Raw genomic sequence first — 17,810 nt, forward strand, 5'->3', positions numbered from 1 at the left:
GCGCTAGATCCAGACGCCCTTGCCGACGGCGACGACGCCGCCCGCGCTGATCGCGAACCGCTCCCGGTCCTTTTCCAGATCCACCCCGACCATCTCACCGGGCCCGACGACTACGTTCTTGTCCAGGATCGCGTGGCGCACCACCGCGCCGCGGCCCACCCGCACGCCCGGCATGAGCACGCTGCCCTCGACAATCGCGCCGTCGTTGACCACGACGTTCGATGACAGCACCGAATTGCGCACCGAGGCCGCCGAAATGATGCTCCCGGCCCCGACGACCGACTCCTGAGCAGAGCCGCCGTTGACGAACTTGGCTGGTGCGAGGTTCTCCGACTCGCCGCGGATCGGCCAGCGCTTGTTGTACAGGTTGAACACCGGGTGCACCGACACCAGGTCCATGTGGGCGTCGTAGAAAGCATCGAGGGTCCCGACGTCGCGCCAGTAGCCCCGGTCCCGATCGGTGGCGCCGGGCACTTCGTTGTCGCTGAAGTCGTAGACCGCGGCCTGGCCGTCCTCCACCAACCTGGGGATGATGTCGCCGCCCATGTCGTGATCGGAATGGTCGTCGTCGGCGTCGGCGCGGATCGCATCGATGAGCACCTTGGTGGTGAAGATGTAATTGCCCATCGAGACGAAGGTGCTGTCCGGGTCGTCGGGCGTTCCGGGCGGGTCCAGCGGCTTCTCGATGAAGTTGCGGATGCGGCCGGACTCATCGGCGTCGATGCAACCGAATGCGCTCGCGTTAGCGCGCGGAACCCGGATGCCGGCCACGGTGGCACCGGCCCCGCTGTCGATATGGAACCGGACCATCTGCTCGGGATCCATGCGGTACACGTGGTCGGCGCCGAAAACCACGATGTAATCCGGGTCTTCGTCGTAGATCAGGTTGAGCGATTGGTAAATCGCATCGGCGGAGCCGGTGTACCAGCGCGGACCGAGACGCTGCTGGGCAGGCACCGGGGTGATGTACTCACCGGCCAAGCCCGACAGCCGCCAATTCTGCGAGATGTGGCGGTCGAGCGAGTGCGACTTGTATTGGGTCAGAACACAGATCCTGAGGTACCGGGCGTTGACGAGGTTGGAGAGCACGAAGTCGATCAGCCGATATGCGCCACCAAAGGGGACGGCGGGCTTGGCCCGGTCCGCCGTCAACGGGTAGAGCCGCTTGCCCTCACCGCCGGCCAGGACGATACCCAGCACGTGTGGCACTTCCCTCATGGGTCAAACCTATCGGCACCTGCGGACCCCTGCCAGGGGAACAGCGCGATACCGGCCGTTCTGACGGGCTGTCCGTCAAGGTATTTGGTCTTTCTGGACCAAGATGAAGCGCTTACAGGTGGCGTTCGGGTGGCGCTCGGGTGGCGCTCGGCGGGATCGGATTGTTCGGCTTGCCTTGGCGCGCTGCGAGGTCTGCACCTTCGCGGTTAGGGTGCCTTTGTGCGCGTCGCGATGATGACTCGGGAGTACCCACCCGAGGTGTATGGGGGAGCCGGGGTGCATGTCACCGAATTGGTTTCGCAGCTGCGCAGGCTGTGTGCGGTAGACGTGCACTGCATGGGCGCGCCCAGGCCCGGCGCCTTCGCCTACCAGCCCGACCCACGGCTGCGCAATGCGAACGCGGCGCTGTCCACCCTGTCGTCGGACCTGGTCATGGCCAACGCCGCCAGCGCCGCCACCGTCGTGCATTCCCACACCTGGTACACCGGGATGGCGGGTCATCTGGCCAAGTTGCTGCACGGCATCCCGCATGTTCTGACCGCGCACTCGCTGGAACCGAAGCGACCGTGGAAGGCCGAGCAGCTCGGCGGCGGCTACCGGATCTCGACGTGGGTCGAAAGCACCGCCGTGCTGGCGGCCGACGCAATAATCGCCGTCAGCTCCGGCATGCGTGAGGACATGTTGCGGGTCTACCTCGCCCTGGATCCGGCCGCGGTCCACGTGATCCGCAACGGCATCGACACCGACGTGTGGTACCCCGGTGGACCCGTGCGCACCGGGTCGGTGCTGACCGAGCTAGGAGTGGACCCGCACCGGCCGATCGTCGCGTTCGTCGGGCGCATCACCCGGCAAAAGGGCGTCTCCCACTTGGTGGCGGCCGCCCACGATTTCGACCCCGACATTCAGTTGCTGCTGTGCGCCGGCGCGCCCGACACCCCCGAGATCGCCGAGCAGGTCGACTCGGCGGTCTCCGAACTCGCGCGTAGCCGCACCGGGGTTTTCTGGGTAAGGGACATGCTGCCGATCGGCAAGTTGCGGGAAATTCTGTCGGCGGCAACGGTTTTCGTGTGCCCGTCGATCTACGAACCGTTGGGGATCGTGAACCTCGAGGCGATGGCATGCGGAACCGCGGTGGTGGCCTCGGACGTGGGCGGCATACCCGAGGTCGTTTCCGACGGCATCACCGGGACGCTGGTGCATTACGACCCCGACGACCCGCACAAATATGAGGCCGGACTCGCCGAGGCCGTCAACGCGCTGGTCGCCGACCCGGCCAGAGCGGGGAGATACGGCCAGGCGGGGCGTCAGCGCTGTATCGAGGAATTCTCCTGGGGCCAGATCGCCGAGCAGACGCTAGAGATCTACCGGAAGGTATGCGCGTAACCCAAGCCACGCGGCATACGTCCGGTCTGGCGCGGGTCTAGCTGGTGACGCCTTTTAGCTCATCACCGAGTGCGGCGGCCTCGTCAGGAGTCAACTCGACAACCAGACGTCCACCACCTTCGAGTGGTACCCGCATCACGATGCCGCGCCCCTCCTTGGTTGCTTCCAGAGGACCGTCGCCGGTCCGGGGCTTCATCGCCGCCATCGAGTGCTCCCTCCGAATTCGAGCTGGCCCGTCGCTGCGGACCTGGCCGGCGCCGAGCATGCCCCGCCGTTGGATTTCCAGCCATGCCCGGCACTGAACTGCCAAATCACGCCTCTATTGTTCCTTATCCGCGTGACGGGGTGTACGAGACCCGGTTTTCAGTCCACATTGAGCGCCTCCCTGGCAACTTATGACCTCCCACGTCAGTGTGTAGATGGCACCCAGCAAGCCAGCACATGGTCATCAACCATGCCGGTAGCCTGCATCAACGCGTAGGCGGTGGTGGGTCCGACGAACCGGAAACCGCGACGCTTCAGCTCCTTGGCCATGGCCTTGGACTCGGGGCTGGTAGCGGGGATCTCCGAGAACTCGGCAAACCTGGGCCGCGGCGGCGGCGCGAAGGACCACAGCAGCTCCGACAGGTCCTCCGGTGAGCCCAGCTCCACGGCCGCTCGCGCGTTGGCGATCGTGGCCTCGATCTTTGCCCGGTTGCGCACGATTCCCGCGTCGCCAAGCAAGCGCTCGACGTCGCCGTCGCCGAAACGCGCGACCTGCTCGATGTCGAACCCAGCGAAGGCGCGTCGGAAGTTCTCCCGCTTGCGCAGGATGATCAACCAGGACAGGCCGCTCTGAAACGCTTCCAGGCACATCCGTTCGAAAAGCGCAGTGCCGTCCCGCAGCGGTCGACCCCACTCCTCGTCGTGGTATTTGCGGTACAACTCGGCGTCAGGGCCCTCACGCAACGACTCCGCCCAGGAGCACCGCACCAGGTCCAGCTCGGAAGCGGCGCTCATGTGGGGCCCGACCTTTCTTGCACGACTGCTTCGCCCTCCGCGAGCTCCGGCTCCTCGGATTCGTCCTCGGATTTGTCCTCGGATTTGTCCTCGACCGGCGGACTGGGAGATGCGCGAGTTGCCGCCAGTTGGCCGCGCAGCACCTCGATTTCTCGGCCGAGGCGGTCCAACACCCAGTCGACCTCGCTCGTCTTGTAGCCGCGCAGCACCTGGGTGAATTTGACCGCGTCGACGTCGGCGCCGGTGACCCCGTACGCGGGCAGGACCGTCGCCGTCGTCGCCCGCGGCAGGGGCGGCAACTGCTCACCACGACCGAACAGCAGCACGGCCGCGCCGAACAACACGAGTGCCACCAGGACCAGTACCACCAGGTACACCAAGACCAACGCCACGAAAACGATATTGCCTTATGGCACCGACAAGATCTGGCTAGCGGGGTCTGAGCACTTTCATCGGCGGGCGGTCGGCCAGCGAGACCGGCAATGTGTGCGGGCTGAAGCCATCTCCCACCGGGACGAACTGCGTCAGGCCGATCCCCGAGTCGGGGACTCCGCACCGCGAGAGCAATGTCGCGATCACCTGACGGCTCATTGCGCCGAGTTCCGACAAGGGCCGGTTGCGGTGCGCTCGCACGCCGAGATTGACCTGCGCGATCGCCTCCAGGCCCAACCGGTCGAAGGTGTCGACCAACAATCCGATCTCCACGCCGTATCCCGGGGCGAACGGGAGCGACGTCAGCAACTCCCGGCTGGCCGCGTACTCGCCGCCCAACGGCTGCAGCACGCAGCCCAGCTCCGGCCGCAGTGCCGCCAACAGTGGGCGTGCCACCAGTTCGGTAACCCGTCCCCCGCCGGTGTCACCCGCGGTGCCGTCGGCGTCGCCGACGTTGAGCGGACGCCGGTAGAAGCTCTTGACCAGGTGAATGCCCTCGCCGGTCAGGAGCGGGCCGACCAGCCACGGCACGAACATCGGGTGTGGGTCGATCAGATCGGAGTCGACGAACACGATGATGTCGCCGCTGGTGGCCGCCAATGAGCGCCACAGCGCCTCGCCTTTGCCCGGCCGGGTCGGCACCTCGGGCAATGCTTGTTCGCGGCTGACCACGCGGGCGCCCGCGGCGATGGCGCGAATTTCGGTGTCGTCGGTGGAGCCGGAGTCCAGCACGATGAGTTCGTCAACCAGGTTGTCGAGCAGCGGTGAGATGCTCTCCACCACCGACTCGATGGTTTCTTCCTCGTTGAGGGCCGGCAGGACGACCGAGATCGTTCGGCCCGACTTTTCCTTGGCCGCTACGAGCTCGCTGACCGTCCAGGTGGGACGGCCGTATACGTGGACTCCGTCGCTGGTGAGATCACCTGCGACGAGTTCCGAAGCTGTCATGCCAGTCCCCTCACCGTGCGCGTCGGCGGGCGCGTCCCCTGGATCGAGGCCACCATTTCCAGCACTCGCCTCGTGGCGACAACCTCGTGCACCCGAAACATGCGGACACCGGCTGCCGCAGCCAGCGCCGTGGCTGCCAGCGTCCCTTCCAGGCGCTCGGTCAACTCCACTCCCAAAGTCTCCCCGACGAAGTCCTTATTGCTCAAAGCCATGAGCACTGGCCACCCGGTCTTAACAAGATCGCCCACGTGGCGCAATAGGACCAGTCCGTGGAAGGTGTTCTTGCCGAAATCGTGCGTCGGGTCGATCAGCACCCTGTCGCGGGCTACGCCGGCCGCGACGGCCCGTTCGGCGGCGGTGACGACCTGGCGAAGTACATCGTCCACCACTCCCCGGGTAGTCGTACCGTAATTCACGCGGAACGGACGCGTGCGGGGTTGCGCCCCGCCGGTGTGCGAGCACACCAGTCCGGCGCCGAATTCGGCGGCCACTTCGGGCAGGGCTGGGTCCACACCGGCCCAGGTGTCGTTGATCAGGTCAGCGCCCGCCGCGCAGGCCAGCCTGGCCACCTCAGAACGCCACGTGTCGGCGCTGATCAGCTGGTCAGGGTAGGTTACGCGGATCCACTCGATGAATGGCACCAACCGCGCGACCTCGGTTTCTGCGTCGACCGTTTCACCTGGTCCGGCCTTGACGCCGCCGACATCGATCACGTCGGCGCCTTCGGCGATGGCGCGGTGCACGGCGTCGCGGGCGGCGTCGTCACTGAAGGTCGCACCCCGGTCGTAGAACGAATCCGGGGTGCGGTTGACGATCGCCATGATCAGTGAGCGATCCCCGGCGACCGGTCGGCCGCAGAGCGTCGTTTGCACGCCCTCCATAGTGCCTGGTGGGGTCGAGAGTCTGGGTGGGGGCAGCGGCGCGGGTGGCGTGGGGCGTGGCGCTGGGGGTGGCACTGACACTGCGAATTTGGCGCCATCTTCTCGCACATTCCCGCCCAGGACGCAGAGTCATCGCGGCGGCCTGGGGAGATCGCGCTGACGCTGCAGATTTGGCGGCATCTTCTCGCACATTCCCGCCCAGGACGCAGAGTCAACGCGGGGCCCCGGGGAGATCGCGCTGACACTGCGAATTTGGCGGCATTTTCTCGTTCTTTCCCGCCCAGGACGCAGAGTCAATTGCGGTGGCCTGGGGAGATCGCGTTCACACTGCAGATTTGGCGGCATCTTCTCGCACAATCCCGCCCAGGACGCAGAGTCAATTGCGGTGTCGGTGTGCCCGACCATTATGGCTGGGCATGGGGCCTGGGCAGCAACCATTCATCGGCAGTGAGGCACTAGCCGAGGGGAGGTTGACGCGGCATGAGTTGCGCATGTACTACCGCCCCATCTTCCCGGGCGTTTACCTGGACAAGCGGGTCCAGCCGGCGCTGCAACATCGCACGGTCGGTGCCTGGCTGTGGTCGCGCCGAGAGGCTGTGGTGGCGGGCGCCGCGGCGTCGGCGCTGCACGGCGCCAAATGGGTCGACGACGCGACGCCGATCGAATTGATCTGGGGTAACGCCAGAGCGCCGCAGGGCATCATTACGCGTAACGACCGCCTGCTGGAAGGCGAAATTCAGCAACTGCGCGGGATTCCGGTCACAACGCCGGAGCGCACGGCATTCGACATCGGACGGCGTGGCTCCATAGGCCGCGCCGTGGCAAGACTCGATGCGCTTGCCGCAGCCGTCGACTTCAAGGTGCGCGATGTCGAGGAGTTGGCTGGCAACCATCGTCACACGCGAGGCCTGCGTCAATTGGAGAAGACGCTGGACCTCGTCGACGGCGGTGCGCAATCGCCGAAAGAAACCTGGCTGCGACTGCTGTTGATCGAAGCGGGTTTCCCGAAGCCTCGGACGCAGATTCCGGTGCTCGGCCCAGACGGTTGTCCCAAGTACTTCCTCGACATGGGCTGGGAAGACATGATGGTGGCCGCCGAATATGACGGTGAGCAACATTGGACCGACCCGGCTCAACACGCGCGGGACGTAGACCGCCAGGAGTACATCACCCACGTCGGCTGGACCAATATCAGGGTGGTCGGCCGCCACCGGCGGGACGACGTGATCCGTCGCGTAAGAAAAGCCTGGAGTGCTGCGAAGGGGCGTTGACTCTGCGTCCTGGGCGGGAAAACGCGAGAAGGCGCCGCCAAAAGCGCAGTGTCAACGCCACCAGCCCCTGCCGTCGCATTGACTCTGCGTCCTGGGCGGGAAAACGCGAGAAGGCGCCGCCAAAAGCGCAGTGTCAACGCCACCAGCTCCTCCCGTCGCGTTGACTCTGCGTCCTGGGCGGGAAAACGCGAGAAGGCGCCGCCAAAAGCGCAGTGTCAACGCGAAGAGGAACGAGCTAGCGCGGGCGCTTACCGGCGGCCACCTCGGCGGGGTACTCGTCGTAGTAAGGCACGTAGCCCTCCTCGCGCCCAGCCAGCACATACAGCGGGTCTTCGATGTCGGGGCCGTACGCCTCTTTACGAAGGTCCACCTTGCGACTCTTGAACGTGGTGGTGTGCTCCAGCGATTCGACCACCCGCACAAAGAGTGGCAGCGCGTAGACGGGCAACTCCCCGTACACGGTGCTGGCCAGCCTTTTGCCGTCGAACTCCGCACCCTCACGCAGCTTTATCGCCGCCATCCCGGCGCGCCCGCCGGTATTCGGCACCTCGACGCCGTAAACCGTGCATTCCTCGACGTTCTTGTCCGAGGACAGCGCGGCTTCGACCTGGGTGGTCGCGACGTTCTCACCCTTCCACCGGAAGGTGTCACCCAAGCGGTCGACGAACGCGGCGTGGCCAAGACCTTGCGGGCTCATCACGTCACCGGTGTTGAACCAGCAGTCGCCCTCCTTGAAGGCGTTGCGCACCAACTTCTTTTCGCTCGCTGACTTGTCGGTGTAGCCGTCGAACGGCTGCAACCTGTTGACCGGGCTGAGCAACAAGCCGGGCTCGCCAGAGGGCACCCGTCGCACCCGTCCGTTTTGGTCACGCAGCGGCTCTCCGGTGTCCGGGTCGTACTCCACGTAAGCCAGCGGTATCGGCGATATACCGGTGGTCCCGGGCACGTTGAAGATGTTGATGAACGCCGAAGTCCCCTCGCTGGCAGCGTAGAACTCGCAGACCCGTGGGATGTTGAAGCGCGAGGTGAACTCTTCCCAAATCTCCGGCCGCAGCCCGTTCCCCGCGATCACGCGCACCTTGTGGGCCCGGTCGGTGGGCTTGGCCGGTTGGTTGAGCAGGTACCGGCAGACCTCCCCGATGTAAACGAACGCGGTGGCGTCGTAGGCGATCACCTCATCCCAAAACCGCGACGCGGAGAACGACTTGCCCAGGGCCAACGTTGCACCCGAATTGATCGTCGAGGACACCGCGACCGTCAACGCGTTGTTGTGATACAGCGGCAGGCAACAGTAGAGCGTGTCAGATGGCTTGAGCCGCAACCCCAATCCGCCGAAGATCGCCAGGGCACGGAGCCACCGCTGATGGCTCATCACGCTGGCCTTGGGGAACCCGGTGGTGCCCGAAGTGAAGATGTAGAACGCGGTGTCTTTCGTCCGCACCGACGACACGGATGCCGGGTTGGTGGCCGGCGCCGTCGCGGCGAACCGTTCCAGGTCCTCGACGGTCAGCACCTCGCCGGCGTCGTCACCGGCCATACCGCCGCTTTCGCTGATCGCGCTGACCAGGTCGGACTCGGCAATCAGCACCTTCGACTTGAGCAGGCCCAGGCTGTGCGCCAGCACCTCGCCGCGCTGGTGGTAGTTGAGCATCCCGGCGACGGCTCCGCATTTGACCGCCGCCAGCATCGCCAACACCGCGTTAGGCGAGTTGCGCAGCATGATGCCGACGACGTCGTGGGGGCCGACTCCGCGGGCGGCGAGCACAGCCGCATACCGGTTGGCGGCCGCGTTGGCGTCGCGGTAGGTCAGCTGCTGGTCGCCGAACCTCAAGAAGACCCGGTCACCGTAGCGAGCGGCGCGGTCCTGGAAGACGCTGCCGATCGATACCTTGGACGTGGGCAGCGCGAGCAGTCCGGTGCGCACCCCGCGCAAAATGGACGGCGTGTCGGCCAGCAGGCTGGGCAGTTCGGATGCGATGTGCCTGAACTTGACGCTTGCCTTCGCGCTGTCGTCGTGATTAGCCAATGAATCCTCGCTTCGCGGTGAGATTGAGTTTTCCGCTCAAGCCGGCGAGCACGCCTCCAGCGCCGCGCTCACCTTATCGACCAGTGTGAGCCGTTCCATCGCTGCCTCGGTGATGTAACCCCTGTCGACCAACCCGTTCAGCCACACAATCAGGCCGTCGTAGTGGCCCCACGGGTCAAGCAAAACGATCGGCTTTTCGTGCGCCGCGAGATAGCCGCCGGTCCACGCGTCGAACATCTCGTCAAGCGTGCCGACACCGCCCGGCAGCACGATGAACGCGTCGGCACGGTCCTCCATGACCTGCTTGCGCTGCCGCATCGTGGCGGTGACGATCAGCTCGTGGGCGTTGGTGTCGGCCACCTCGCGTCGCATCAACTCCTCCGGGATGACGCCGACGGTGTAGCCACGGCGTGCTCGCGCCGCAGTCGCCACGGCACCCATGGCCGAGACATGCCCCCCGCCCCACACCAGAGTCCAGCCCCGCTCAGCGATCGCCTCGCCGAGTTCTGCGGCCAGCCCGAGCAGTTCCGGGTGGGTGGGACCGGCGGCGCAATACACGCATATCGCCCACTCGGTGGACGCGGCGTCACGGGACATATACCGAAACGTAGACCAAGTCGCCGACATACTCATGACGCAAGGGATAATTCGGCAGTGTCGATTCGATGGGACGTCCCGCAGCACGCGGAGGCGTTGGAGCGGCTAAACGCCGCACTGGAAGACGAAGCACATCGAGGCGCGGTTGTCCTTGGACCCGACGGGGTCGGCAAATCCACGTTGGCGCGCCAGGCCGCCGAACAACTCTGCGAGCGCCATCCGGCAACGCTGACACGGTGGGTCGTGGGCACCCCGACCGAGCGAATGGTTCCGTTCGGCGCCTTCGGCCACCTGGTTGACATCTCCGAAATCGGAAAGCCGGCAAGGCTTTTGCGGGCTGCCCGCGCCTCGCTGGTCCGCGCCGGCCAGGAGAGCGATCTGCTGCTCATCGTCGATGAAGCGCACGACCTGGACGTCCTGTCAGCCACCCTGGTGTATCAACTGGCTCTTGCCGGGGCGGCGCGCATGATCGTCACCGCCCGTGCCGACGTCGCACCTGAGCCGATCGCGGCGTTGTGGACCGATGGTTTGTTGGAGCGGATAGACCTTGAGCCGCCACCGGGGGCGGCGAGGCAATCGACCCCGGCGGAGGTAGACGCGTTCCTGGCCGGGCTGCCCGCACCCGCTCGGCTGGTACTGGACTATCTGGCCATCGCCGAGCCGCTGACGGTCGCCGACCTCACCGTCCTGGCCGGTGACGGAGCGGTGCGTCAAGCGGAGGACTTGGGCGCGGCCGAGACCCGCGTACGCAACCATGACGACGACGAACCCGTGGTGTACACGGCGCATCCGCTGTTCGGCGCGCGCGCACGCTTGTTGTTGGGCACCGAAGGAACACGCCAGCGTCGCACCGAGGTGGTCAGGCTGCTGTCGGGCCATCCTTGCGAACACCTCAGCGACCGATTGCGGTTGGCGTCCCTGGCGGTGGACAGCGACGCGCCGCAGCCGGTGGCTGACGTTGTCGACGCCGCGCAGCAGGCACTGCGCCTTGGTGATCTCAAGCTCGCCGAACGGTTGGCGCGGGCGGCGCTGGATCGTTCCGAGGGGCTCGAGGCGCGCCTGGTGCTAGGCCAGGCACTGGCGTGGCAGGGTCGGGGCCGCGAGGCGGGCGTGGTGTTGGCCGCCGTGAATCCCGCGGATTTGTCGGAGACCGAGTTGATCGCCTGGGCGGTGCCCAGGGCGGCGAATCAGTTCTGGATGCTCGGCGAACCCGAAAAGGCCACGGCGTTTCTGCAGACGACCCGCAACCGGGTCACCGAGCCTGCCGCACGTACCACGCTGGATGGCCTGACGGCCACGTTCGCAATGAACGCCGGGAATCTGACGCGCGCAATATCTTTGGCTAATCAGGTGTTGTCCGTTCCGGACGCCGGCGACCAGGCCGTGGCCTGGGCGGCAAGCGCGGGGGTGTTGTCGTCAGCACGAATGGGCCGACTGGCCGATGTCGATCGGTTAGCGGAGAGGGCGGCGGAAGTCGAGCATCCCGGGTTGCTGCGATTCACTGTTGGCCTGGGCCAGATCATTTCGTTGGTGATGGCCGGGCAGATCGAGGAAGCTCAGGCACTTGCTCAACGCTTCACCGATTTTGCCGAACTGCAGCAGCCGGGCCGGTCCGTTGGTGAGGTGTTGTTGGCGTATGTGTTGCTCATCAAGGGTGAGTTCGCGGCCGCCGCCTCACTTTTGGGTCCGGCTAGTGCAGTGTTGGAGCGGTCCGGCTATTCGTGGGGTCCACTGTCGTTGACGTTGTCGGCGACGGCTATTGCGCAGCAGGGGGACATACCGGGATCTGCAAAAGCGTTCCGGCGCGCGGAAATTCGGCACGGGACGAAGTCCGCGCTGTTTGCACCCGAGCTTGGGGTGGCACGGGCCTGGACCAGGGCGACGGCGCGGGACAAGACCGGTGCGCTGACGGCGGTGCGGGAGGCGGCCCGGACCGCCGAGCGGGCGGGGCAATCGGCGGTGGCGCTGCTGGTTTGGCATGACGCCATTCGTCTCGGAGATATCCGTGCGCTGGAGCCGGTGACTCGGTTGGTGGGCGAAATCGATTGCGCTATAGGGCAAATCATCGTGCGTCATGCCCGGGCGCTGGTCAATAGTGACGGAGGGGCTTTGGCCGCGGTGTCCGACGAACTCGCCGCAGTCGGAATGGTTGCGGCAGCCACCGATGCCACCCTGCAGGCTCAGGGCTGCGGCGGTTCGTAGCGTCTATCGCCGCCGCCAAATCGGGCGCTGCACCGCAGATGAAAGACCTAAGACGACCGCAGGCGTATCAGACCCCGGCCGGGCCGCCGCGGCGGCATTCTGGACGCGCTCGCGCTGGCGCCGCGCCCCGACGGCGCTCAAATGTACGGCAACACGGGACAGTCGCACATCGATTAAGCGGATAAGCGCCGCGCCCTAGAGTGGCACTCCGTCCTTGCCGAATGAACCGGGTGAACCGCCAGGCCCGCCGCTACCGCCCTTCCCGCCGATACCCACGACGAAGTTGGTTCCGTAGGTGTCGCCGCCGTCGCCGCCGTCGCCACCGTCGACACCAGCGCCCGAGCTGCTACCGCCGTCGCCGCCGCGGCCACCACGCGCAACACCGGTAGATCCGTCGACCACTGTGGCAACGCCACCCCTCCCGCCTTTGCCGCCGGAGCCGGCGAAGCCCTGGCCACCCATTCCGCCCGCTCCGCCGTTGGCATCGCCAGTACCGTCGTTAGTAGCGGCACCGCCGTTGCCTCCGGTCCCGCCGGTCCCGCCGCTCCCGCCGTCGCCGCCCCGACCACCGCTAGCGGCACCTGTAGCGGAGTTGTTCATGACGGCAGCGGCGCCACCGCTGCCGCCGGCGCCTCCGGTGCCGCTACCGATACCGAAGCCGCCGTCCCCACCCGTACCTCCTATTGCGCCTCCGGTTCCCCAGTTCGTGGCAGCACCACCGGCTCCGCCCAACCCGCCGGACCCCCCGCCAGCCCCGCCTTTCCCGCCGCCACCAGCGATCGCGGTATCCGTAGCTGCGCTGTTCGTAACGGTCGCATTGCCGCCCTTCCCGCCGTTCCCGCCATTTCCGGTGCCGACGCCGTTGCCGCCAGCACCGCCGTTGCCACCGAATACGGCGCCGTTACCGCCGTGACCGCCGTTGCCGCCAGTCGCGTTACCTGTTCCGCCGTCGCCTCCGTCGCCCCCGTTACCGCCGTTGCCGACCACACCGCCATGACCGCCATTACCGCCGTGGCCACCATTGCCGGCACCAAAGAACCCATGTCCACCGTCACCACCGTGGCCACCACTGACGAGCGGGTTGCCGTCGGCGCCCTGGGCTCCAGCGGTTCCCCCGCTACCTCCCGTGCCCGCCGGACCCCCGAGCCCACCCACACCCACAGCACCGGGGTTACCGCCGTCACCACCATCCCCACCATTGGGCGTGCCGGCATCACCGTCACCACCCCGACCGCCATTACCGGGCATCCCCGCGGCACCACCGATCCCGCCCGCGCCACCGTCACCATTCACACCCCCAGCAACGGCGTTGCCACCGGCGCCACCGGCACCGCCACTACCCCCCTTGCCACCGTTGCCACCCTTGCCGCCGAAATCTCCGGCCGAGGACGCACTCGCACCGTCGGCACCGTTGCCACCGGCACCACCGGACCCGCCGATACCACCGTGGCCGCCGTTGACCCCATCGCCGCCTCTACCGCCGTTACCCCCAGGCCCGCCGAGACCGCCGAAGGAGCCGGTATTCGGGGCGCCGCTGGCGCCGACCCCACCGTTGCCGCCGTGGCCGCCGTCACCGCCGTTACCGACCGCTCCACCATTACCCCCATTACCGCCGTGACCACCACTAATGACCGGAAAATCACCCGCAAATCCATGCCCACCGTCACCACCATGGCCACCACTGATGACGGCGAGACCATCAGCACCTTTAGCCCCAGCGACTCCGCTGGGGCCTCCCGCTGCACCACCGTCACCCCCCACACCCACAGCACCCGGGTTACCGCCGTCACCACCATGCCCACCGTTGCGAGTGCCGGCATCGCCGTCACCACCCCTGCCGCCATCACCGGGCATCCCCGCGGCCCCACCGAACCCGCCCGCGCCACCGTCACCGTCCACACCCCCAGCGGCACTGCCACCGGCGCCGCCGAAACCACCGGCACCCCCGTCACCACCGTTGCCACCATCGTTGCCGTGACCACCGGCGGACACCGCATCCGCGCCACCCACACCATTGCCGCCGAAGCCACCGAACCCGCCGGCGCCACCGTGACCTCCGTTGACCCCATTGCCACCGAAACCACCGTTACCACCGGCCCCGCCGGCCCCGCCGCTGTCACCAGGATTGACACCGCTAGCGCCGTACGCACCGTTGCCCCCGTGGCCGCCGTTACCGCCGTTACCGACCGCTCCACCGTGACCCCCATTACCGCCGTGGCCGCCGTTGGCGCCCGGCAGCACCCCATAGAAGCCATTTCCACCGTCACCACCGTGGCCCCCACTGATGACCGGGTTACCGTCGGTGCCCTGGACCCCAGCGGTCCCGCCAGCACCTCCTATGCCCGCCGCACCCCCGAGGCCGCCCACGCCCACAGCACCGGGGTTACCGCCGTTGCCGCCATGTCCACCATGGGGGTTGTCGGCATCACCGTCAGCGCCCCAACCACCATTACCTGGCATCCCCGCGGCACCACCAAACCCGCCCGCGCCACCGTTGCCGTTCACACCCCCTGCAGTGGAATTACCACCGTCGCCGCCGAAACCGCCGGCACCCCCGTCACCACCGTTGCCAGCATCACCTCCGTAACCGCCTGGCGAGGACGCATTCGCACCGTCGGCGCCGTCGCCACCGGCGCCACCGGCCCCGCCGATACCACCGTGGCCGCCGTTGACCCCATCACCGCCTCTACCGCCGTTACCCCCAGCACCGCCAGCACCGCCGAAAGCGCCGGTACCCGGCGCGCCGCTAGCACCGGCCGCACCATTGCCCCCATAGCCGCCGTTACCGCCGTTACCGACTGCTCCACCCCTACCCCCATTACCGCCGTGGCCACCACTACCGCCCGGCACCACCCCATAGAACCCATGCCCACCGTCACCACCATCGCCACCACTGACGACGGCGGCACCATCAGGACCCTTAGCCCCAGCGATTGCGCCGGGGCCCCCCGCGGCGCCACCATCGCCACCCTTACCCGCAACACCCGGGTCACCACCCATGCCACCATCACCACCATGGGGATTGGCAGCATCACCGTCACCACCCCTGCCACCGTTACCGGGGGTACCGGCCGCACCCCCAATCCCGCCAGCACCCCCGTTCCCGCTCTTGCCCGCGATACCGCCGGGCGCCAATCCACCAGCACCGCCATTACCACCGGCACCGCCGGCGCCGCCGGCACCGCCGCTACCACCGTGACCACCACTGCCGCCGGCAGAGACCCCGTCCGCACCGTTGGCCCCAGTACCACCGGTCCCCCCGGTCCCGCCGGTGCCCCCGTGCCCGCCATGACCGCCGTTACCGGACTGTGAGCCACCCGACCCGCCGTTGCCGCCGTTACCGCCAGCCCCGCCGGCACCGCCAGCGGTGCCGTTGCCGTCGGCGCCGGTGATGCCATCGACCCCCGCTCCGCCCTTGCCGCCGTTACCACCGTTACCGCCGCTTCCGGTCAGCCACGCATTGCCCCCGTTACCGCCATGCCCACCCCGGGCACCCGGGGTGGTGGCATCACCGCCATGCCCGCCGTCGCCGCCATTCCCGTCCGGGGTCGTGGCGTTAAAACCATCACCCCCATCAGCGCCGTTGCCCACCCCGTAGGCCTCGGCACCAGCGGCACCCGAGGCCCCACTGGCACCGCTGCCTTCCAAACCCCCCGTGCCGGGCGCACCACCCTGCCCGCCACCGCCAACGGGACCGGCTTTACCCCCCGAGCCACCAGGCCCACCGGTGGGAGTGGTCGCATCACCGGCACCACCCTTACCCCCATCGCCAGGCGCCCCCGCGTCCCCGCCGGCACCACCGGCGCCGCCGTCGCCGTTGGGCCCGGCCACACCGTTAGGCGCTGCGCCGCCAGCACCCCCAATCCCGCCGGCCCCGCCGACCCCGCCGGCACCCCCGTCGCCGCCGACACCACCAGCGCCACCGGCGACGGTGGCATCCGCACCGTTGGCACCGGTCCCGCCGGTCCCGCCGACCCCGCCAGCCCCGCCGTTCCCGCCGGCACCGCCATCACCACCCAACAGCCCCGCTGACCCGCCCGCGCCGCCGCTACCACCCACCCCACCGGCACCGCCCTCGGTGCCGTTGCCGTCAGCGCCGGTAGTACCGGGGGCACCCGGGCCCCCCGTCCCACCGTTGCCGCCCGCCCCACCATTACCGGTCAAGCCACCAGCCCCACCAGCACCGCCATCACCGCCGGCCGCCCCTAGTGCCAGGGCCTGACCGCCATCGCCACCATGACCGCCGGCACCGGCATCGGCACCGTTGCCGCCCGCACCACCGGTACCGCCGCTACCGGCGAGCACACCACCCGTACCCCCCGCACCACCGGTACCGCCGACTCCCTCAGCCGGCGCGTCGAGGCTGAACAGACTAAAACCGCCCCCGGCAGGGACACCACCGGCGAAACCACCGCCGGCCGGAACGGCATGGCCACCGCGACCACCCTCGCCGCCGTTGCCGTACTTACCCCCGGCGCCACCGGCCCCGCCATTGCCAGCGATCTGGCCCGGCGCCACCGCGTCATACCCCGCACCACCGGCACCGCCGTTCCCGCCACTGAGCACCGGCATCCCCGATGCACCCTGGGCACCCTGCACCGCCCCGGCGCCACCCCCACCCCCCACACCCGCATTGCCTGGATTACCGCCGGCACCACCGGCGGCGCCATCGGGACTATCGACCGTCCCCGCCGCGCCCACACCACCATCAGCCGGCGCTCCGGCGTTACCGCCAGTACCCCCATCGCCACCATTGCCCATAGCACCGGCCTGACCGAACAACGCCGAACCCCGACCACCAGCGCCGCCAGCACCACCCTGACCACCCGTGCCGCCATCACCGCCATCACCACCGGTCCCACCCACACCGGTCGCACTCATGGGCCCCAAACCACCGGCCCCGCCAGCACCGCCCACACCACCGGCTCCACCTTGCCCACCAGCCCCACCGGAACCACTGAACAACCCCGCATTACCACCGGCCCCACCCATGCCGCCCGCGCCCCCAACACCACCCACACCGCCGTGGATCGATGCCACCGTGCCAGCAGTCCCGATCACGCCGGCCGCGCCGGCCCCACCCGCACCGCCAGCGCCACCATTCCCCGCGAACAACCCGCCATTGCCCCCCGCACCGCCATTACCCCCCGCGCCGCCGTTACCGATGCCAACCCCACCCGCGCCGCCGGCACCGCCATTACCGAACAACCCCGCATCCCCACCCCTACCACCGGCCTGTCCGGGCGCACCCGATCCACCCCGACCGCCACTGCCCCACAAAATCCCCCCTGCCCCACCGTTTGCCCCAGTTCCCGCCGCGCCATCGACACCATCACCGATCAACGGACGCCCCAACAACAAATTGGTCGGAGCATTGATCACACCCAGCAACTGCTGCTCGAGCATCTGCAACGGCGATGCGTTAGCCGCCTCGGCAACCGCAAATGCATTACCTGCAGCACTCAACGCCTGCACAAACTGACTCTGAAACACCGCCGCTTCAGCGCTTAGCGCCTGATACACCTGGCCATAGTTGGAAAACAACGTCGCGATCGCCGCCGACACCTCATCGCCGGCTGCGGCCGCTAACCCGGTGATCGGCACCGCCGCCGCATTGGCTGCGCTCAACGACGAGCCAATACCCGCCACCTGTGTCGCCGCCGCCGTCACCAACTCCGGCACCGCCACCAGATAGGACATCACCGGCCCCCTTCCCCAGGCAGACCCGTCGAACGACGAGACTGAAAGCACCTCGGCCACAGTGGGCGCAACCGTCCCGTGGTCGACGAACTGGTCGAACAGTAAGGCGCACAACCCCGCACCGATACAGGGATTTCCCTGGAGTTGAGACCC

12 protein-coding genes are annotated in these 17,810 nt (G+C 67.8%); 3 read left to right on the top strand and 9 right to left on the bottom strand.

All coding sequences use genetic code 11. The annotated features are described in order from the left end of the window. Window positions 1-3: 3 nt before the first annotated feature. On the bottom strand, window positions 4-1,218 hold the full coding sequence (gene glgC, locus G6N68_RS20810; RefSeq protein WP_163716339.1) for a glucose-1-phosphate adenylyltransferase: 1,215 nt from the start codon (window positions 1,216-1,218) through the stop codon (window positions 4-6). 219 nt (window positions 1,219-1,437) lie between these two features. On the opposite strand from glgC, the gene glgA reads away from it, so the two are divergent. Continuing rightward, window positions 1,438-2,601 (top strand): glycogen synthase, encoded by a 1,164-nt coding sequence (gene glgA, locus G6N68_RS20815; protein WP_163716341.1) that lies wholly within the window; start codon window positions 1,438-1,440, stop codon window positions 2,599-2,601. 37 nt (window positions 2,602-2,638) lie between these two features. Here glgA and G6N68_RS20820 read toward each other — a convergent pair whose 3' ends face one another. The 5 genes from G6N68_RS20820 to folP form a co-directional block, all read right to left on the bottom strand. Further along, window positions 2,639-2,806, bottom strand: a complete 168-nt coding sequence (locus tag G6N68_RS20820; RefSeq protein WP_003406247.1) for a DUF3117 domain-containing protein — start codon at window positions 2,804-2,806, stop codon at window positions 2,639-2,641. A gap of 203 nt (window positions 2,807-3,009) precedes the next feature. After that, entirely contained in the window at window positions 3,010-3,600 is a 591-nt protein-coding gene (locus G6N68_RS20825) for a DNA-3-methyladenine glycosylase I (RefSeq protein ID WP_163716344.1), read from the bottom strand. Continuing rightward, window positions 3,597-3,992, bottom strand: a complete 396-nt coding sequence (locus G6N68_RS20830; RefSeq protein ID WP_163716347.1) for a DivIVA domain-containing protein — start codon at window positions 3,990-3,992, stop codon at window positions 3,597-3,599. Before G6N68_RS20830 ends, G6N68_RS20825 begins: the two co-directional genes overlap by 4 nt. 37 nt (window positions 3,993-4,029) lie before the next feature. Further along, a complete protein-coding gene (locus G6N68_RS20835) occupies window positions 4,030-4,980 on the bottom strand; it encodes a glucosyl-3-phosphoglycerate synthase (protein ID WP_163716350.1) in 951 nt (316 codons plus the stop codon). Beyond that, a complete protein-coding gene (gene folP / locus G6N68_RS20840; protein WP_163716353.1) occupies window positions 4,977-5,861 on the bottom strand; it encodes a dihydropteroate synthase in 885 nt (294 codons plus the stop codon). Before folP ends, G6N68_RS20835 begins: the two co-directional genes overlap by 4 nt. Before the next feature lie 416 nt (window positions 5,862-6,277). Here folP and G6N68_RS20845 point away from each other — a divergent pair, with 416 nt between their 5' ends. Next, window positions 6,278-7,132, top strand: a complete 855-nt coding sequence (locus G6N68_RS20845) for a type IV toxin-antitoxin system AbiEi family antitoxin (protein WP_163716356.1) — start codon at window positions 6,278-6,280, stop codon at window positions 7,130-7,132. Between the two features lie 235 nt (window positions 7,133-7,367). On the opposite strand, the gene fadD6 is transcribed toward G6N68_RS20845, so the two are convergent. Together fadD6 and log are read right to left on the bottom strand one after the other, a co-directional pair. Then, complete coding sequence (fadD6, locus tag G6N68_RS20850) at window positions 7,368-9,158, bottom strand: long-chain-acyl-CoA synthetase FadD6 (protein WP_163716358.1); 1,791 nt, start codon at window positions 9,156-9,158, stop codon at window positions 7,368-7,370. A gap of 36 nt (window positions 9,159-9,194) precedes the next feature. Continuing rightward, entirely contained in the window at window positions 9,195-9,755 is a 561-nt protein-coding gene (gene log / locus G6N68_RS20855; RefSeq protein ID WP_163716361.1) for a cytokinin riboside 5'-monophosphate phosphoribohydrolase, read from the bottom strand. Between the two features lie 57 nt (window positions 9,756-9,812). Here log and G6N68_RS20860 point away from each other — a divergent pair, with 57 nt between their 5' ends. Then, window positions 9,813-11,957, top strand: coding sequence for an ATP-binding protein (locus G6N68_RS20860; RefSeq protein ID WP_163716364.1), 2,145 nt, complete (start codon window positions 9,813-9,815; stop codon window positions 11,955-11,957). Between the two features lie 195 nt (window positions 11,958-12,152). Here the strand turns inward: G6N68_RS20860 and G6N68_RS20865 are convergent, their stop codons facing one another. Then, a complete protein-coding gene (locus G6N68_RS20865) occupies window positions 12,153-17,657 on the bottom strand; it encodes a PE family protein (RefSeq protein ID WP_163716367.1) in 5,505 nt (1,834 codons plus the stop codon). Window positions 17,658-17,810 lie beyond the last annotated feature (153 nt).

Origin of the sequence: Mycobacterium bourgelatii (assembly GCF_010723575.1) — a bacterium.
GTDB classification, from domain to species: Bacteria; Actinomycetota; Actinomycetes; order Mycobacteriales; family Mycobacteriaceae; genus Mycobacterium; species Mycobacterium bourgelatii.

Coding starts and splice junctions, on each gene's coding strand:
- G6N68_RS20865 (WP_163716367.1), bottom strand. CDS start 17,657: ATGTCCTATCTGGTGGCGGTGCCGGAGTTGGTGACGGCGGCGGCGACA.
- glgC (WP_163716339.1), bottom strand. CDS start 1,218: ATGAGGGAAGTGCCACACGTGCTGGGTATCGTCCTGGCCGGCGGTGAG.
- G6N68_RS20835 (WP_163716350.1), bottom strand. CDS start 4,980: ATGACAGCTTCGGAACTCGTCGCAGGTGATCTCACCAGCGACGGAGTC.
- G6N68_RS20845 (WP_163716356.1), top strand. CDS start 6,278: ATGGGGCCTGGGCAGCAACCATTCATCGGCAGTGAGGCACTAGCCGAG.
- G6N68_RS20820 (WP_003406247.1), bottom strand. CDS start 2,806: ATGGCGGCGATGAAGCCCCGGACCGGCGACGGTCCTCTGGAAGCAACC.
- log (WP_163716361.1), bottom strand. CDS start 9,755: ATGTCCCGTGACGCCGCGTCCACCGAGTGGGCGATATGCGTGTATTGC.
- G6N68_RS20825 (WP_163716344.1), bottom strand. CDS start 3,600: ATGAGCGCCGCTTCCGAGCTGGACCTGGTGCGGTGCTCCTGGGCGGAG.
- folP (WP_163716353.1), bottom strand. CDS start 5,861: ATGGAGGGCGTGCAAACGACGCTCTGCGGCCGACCGGTCGCCGGGGAT.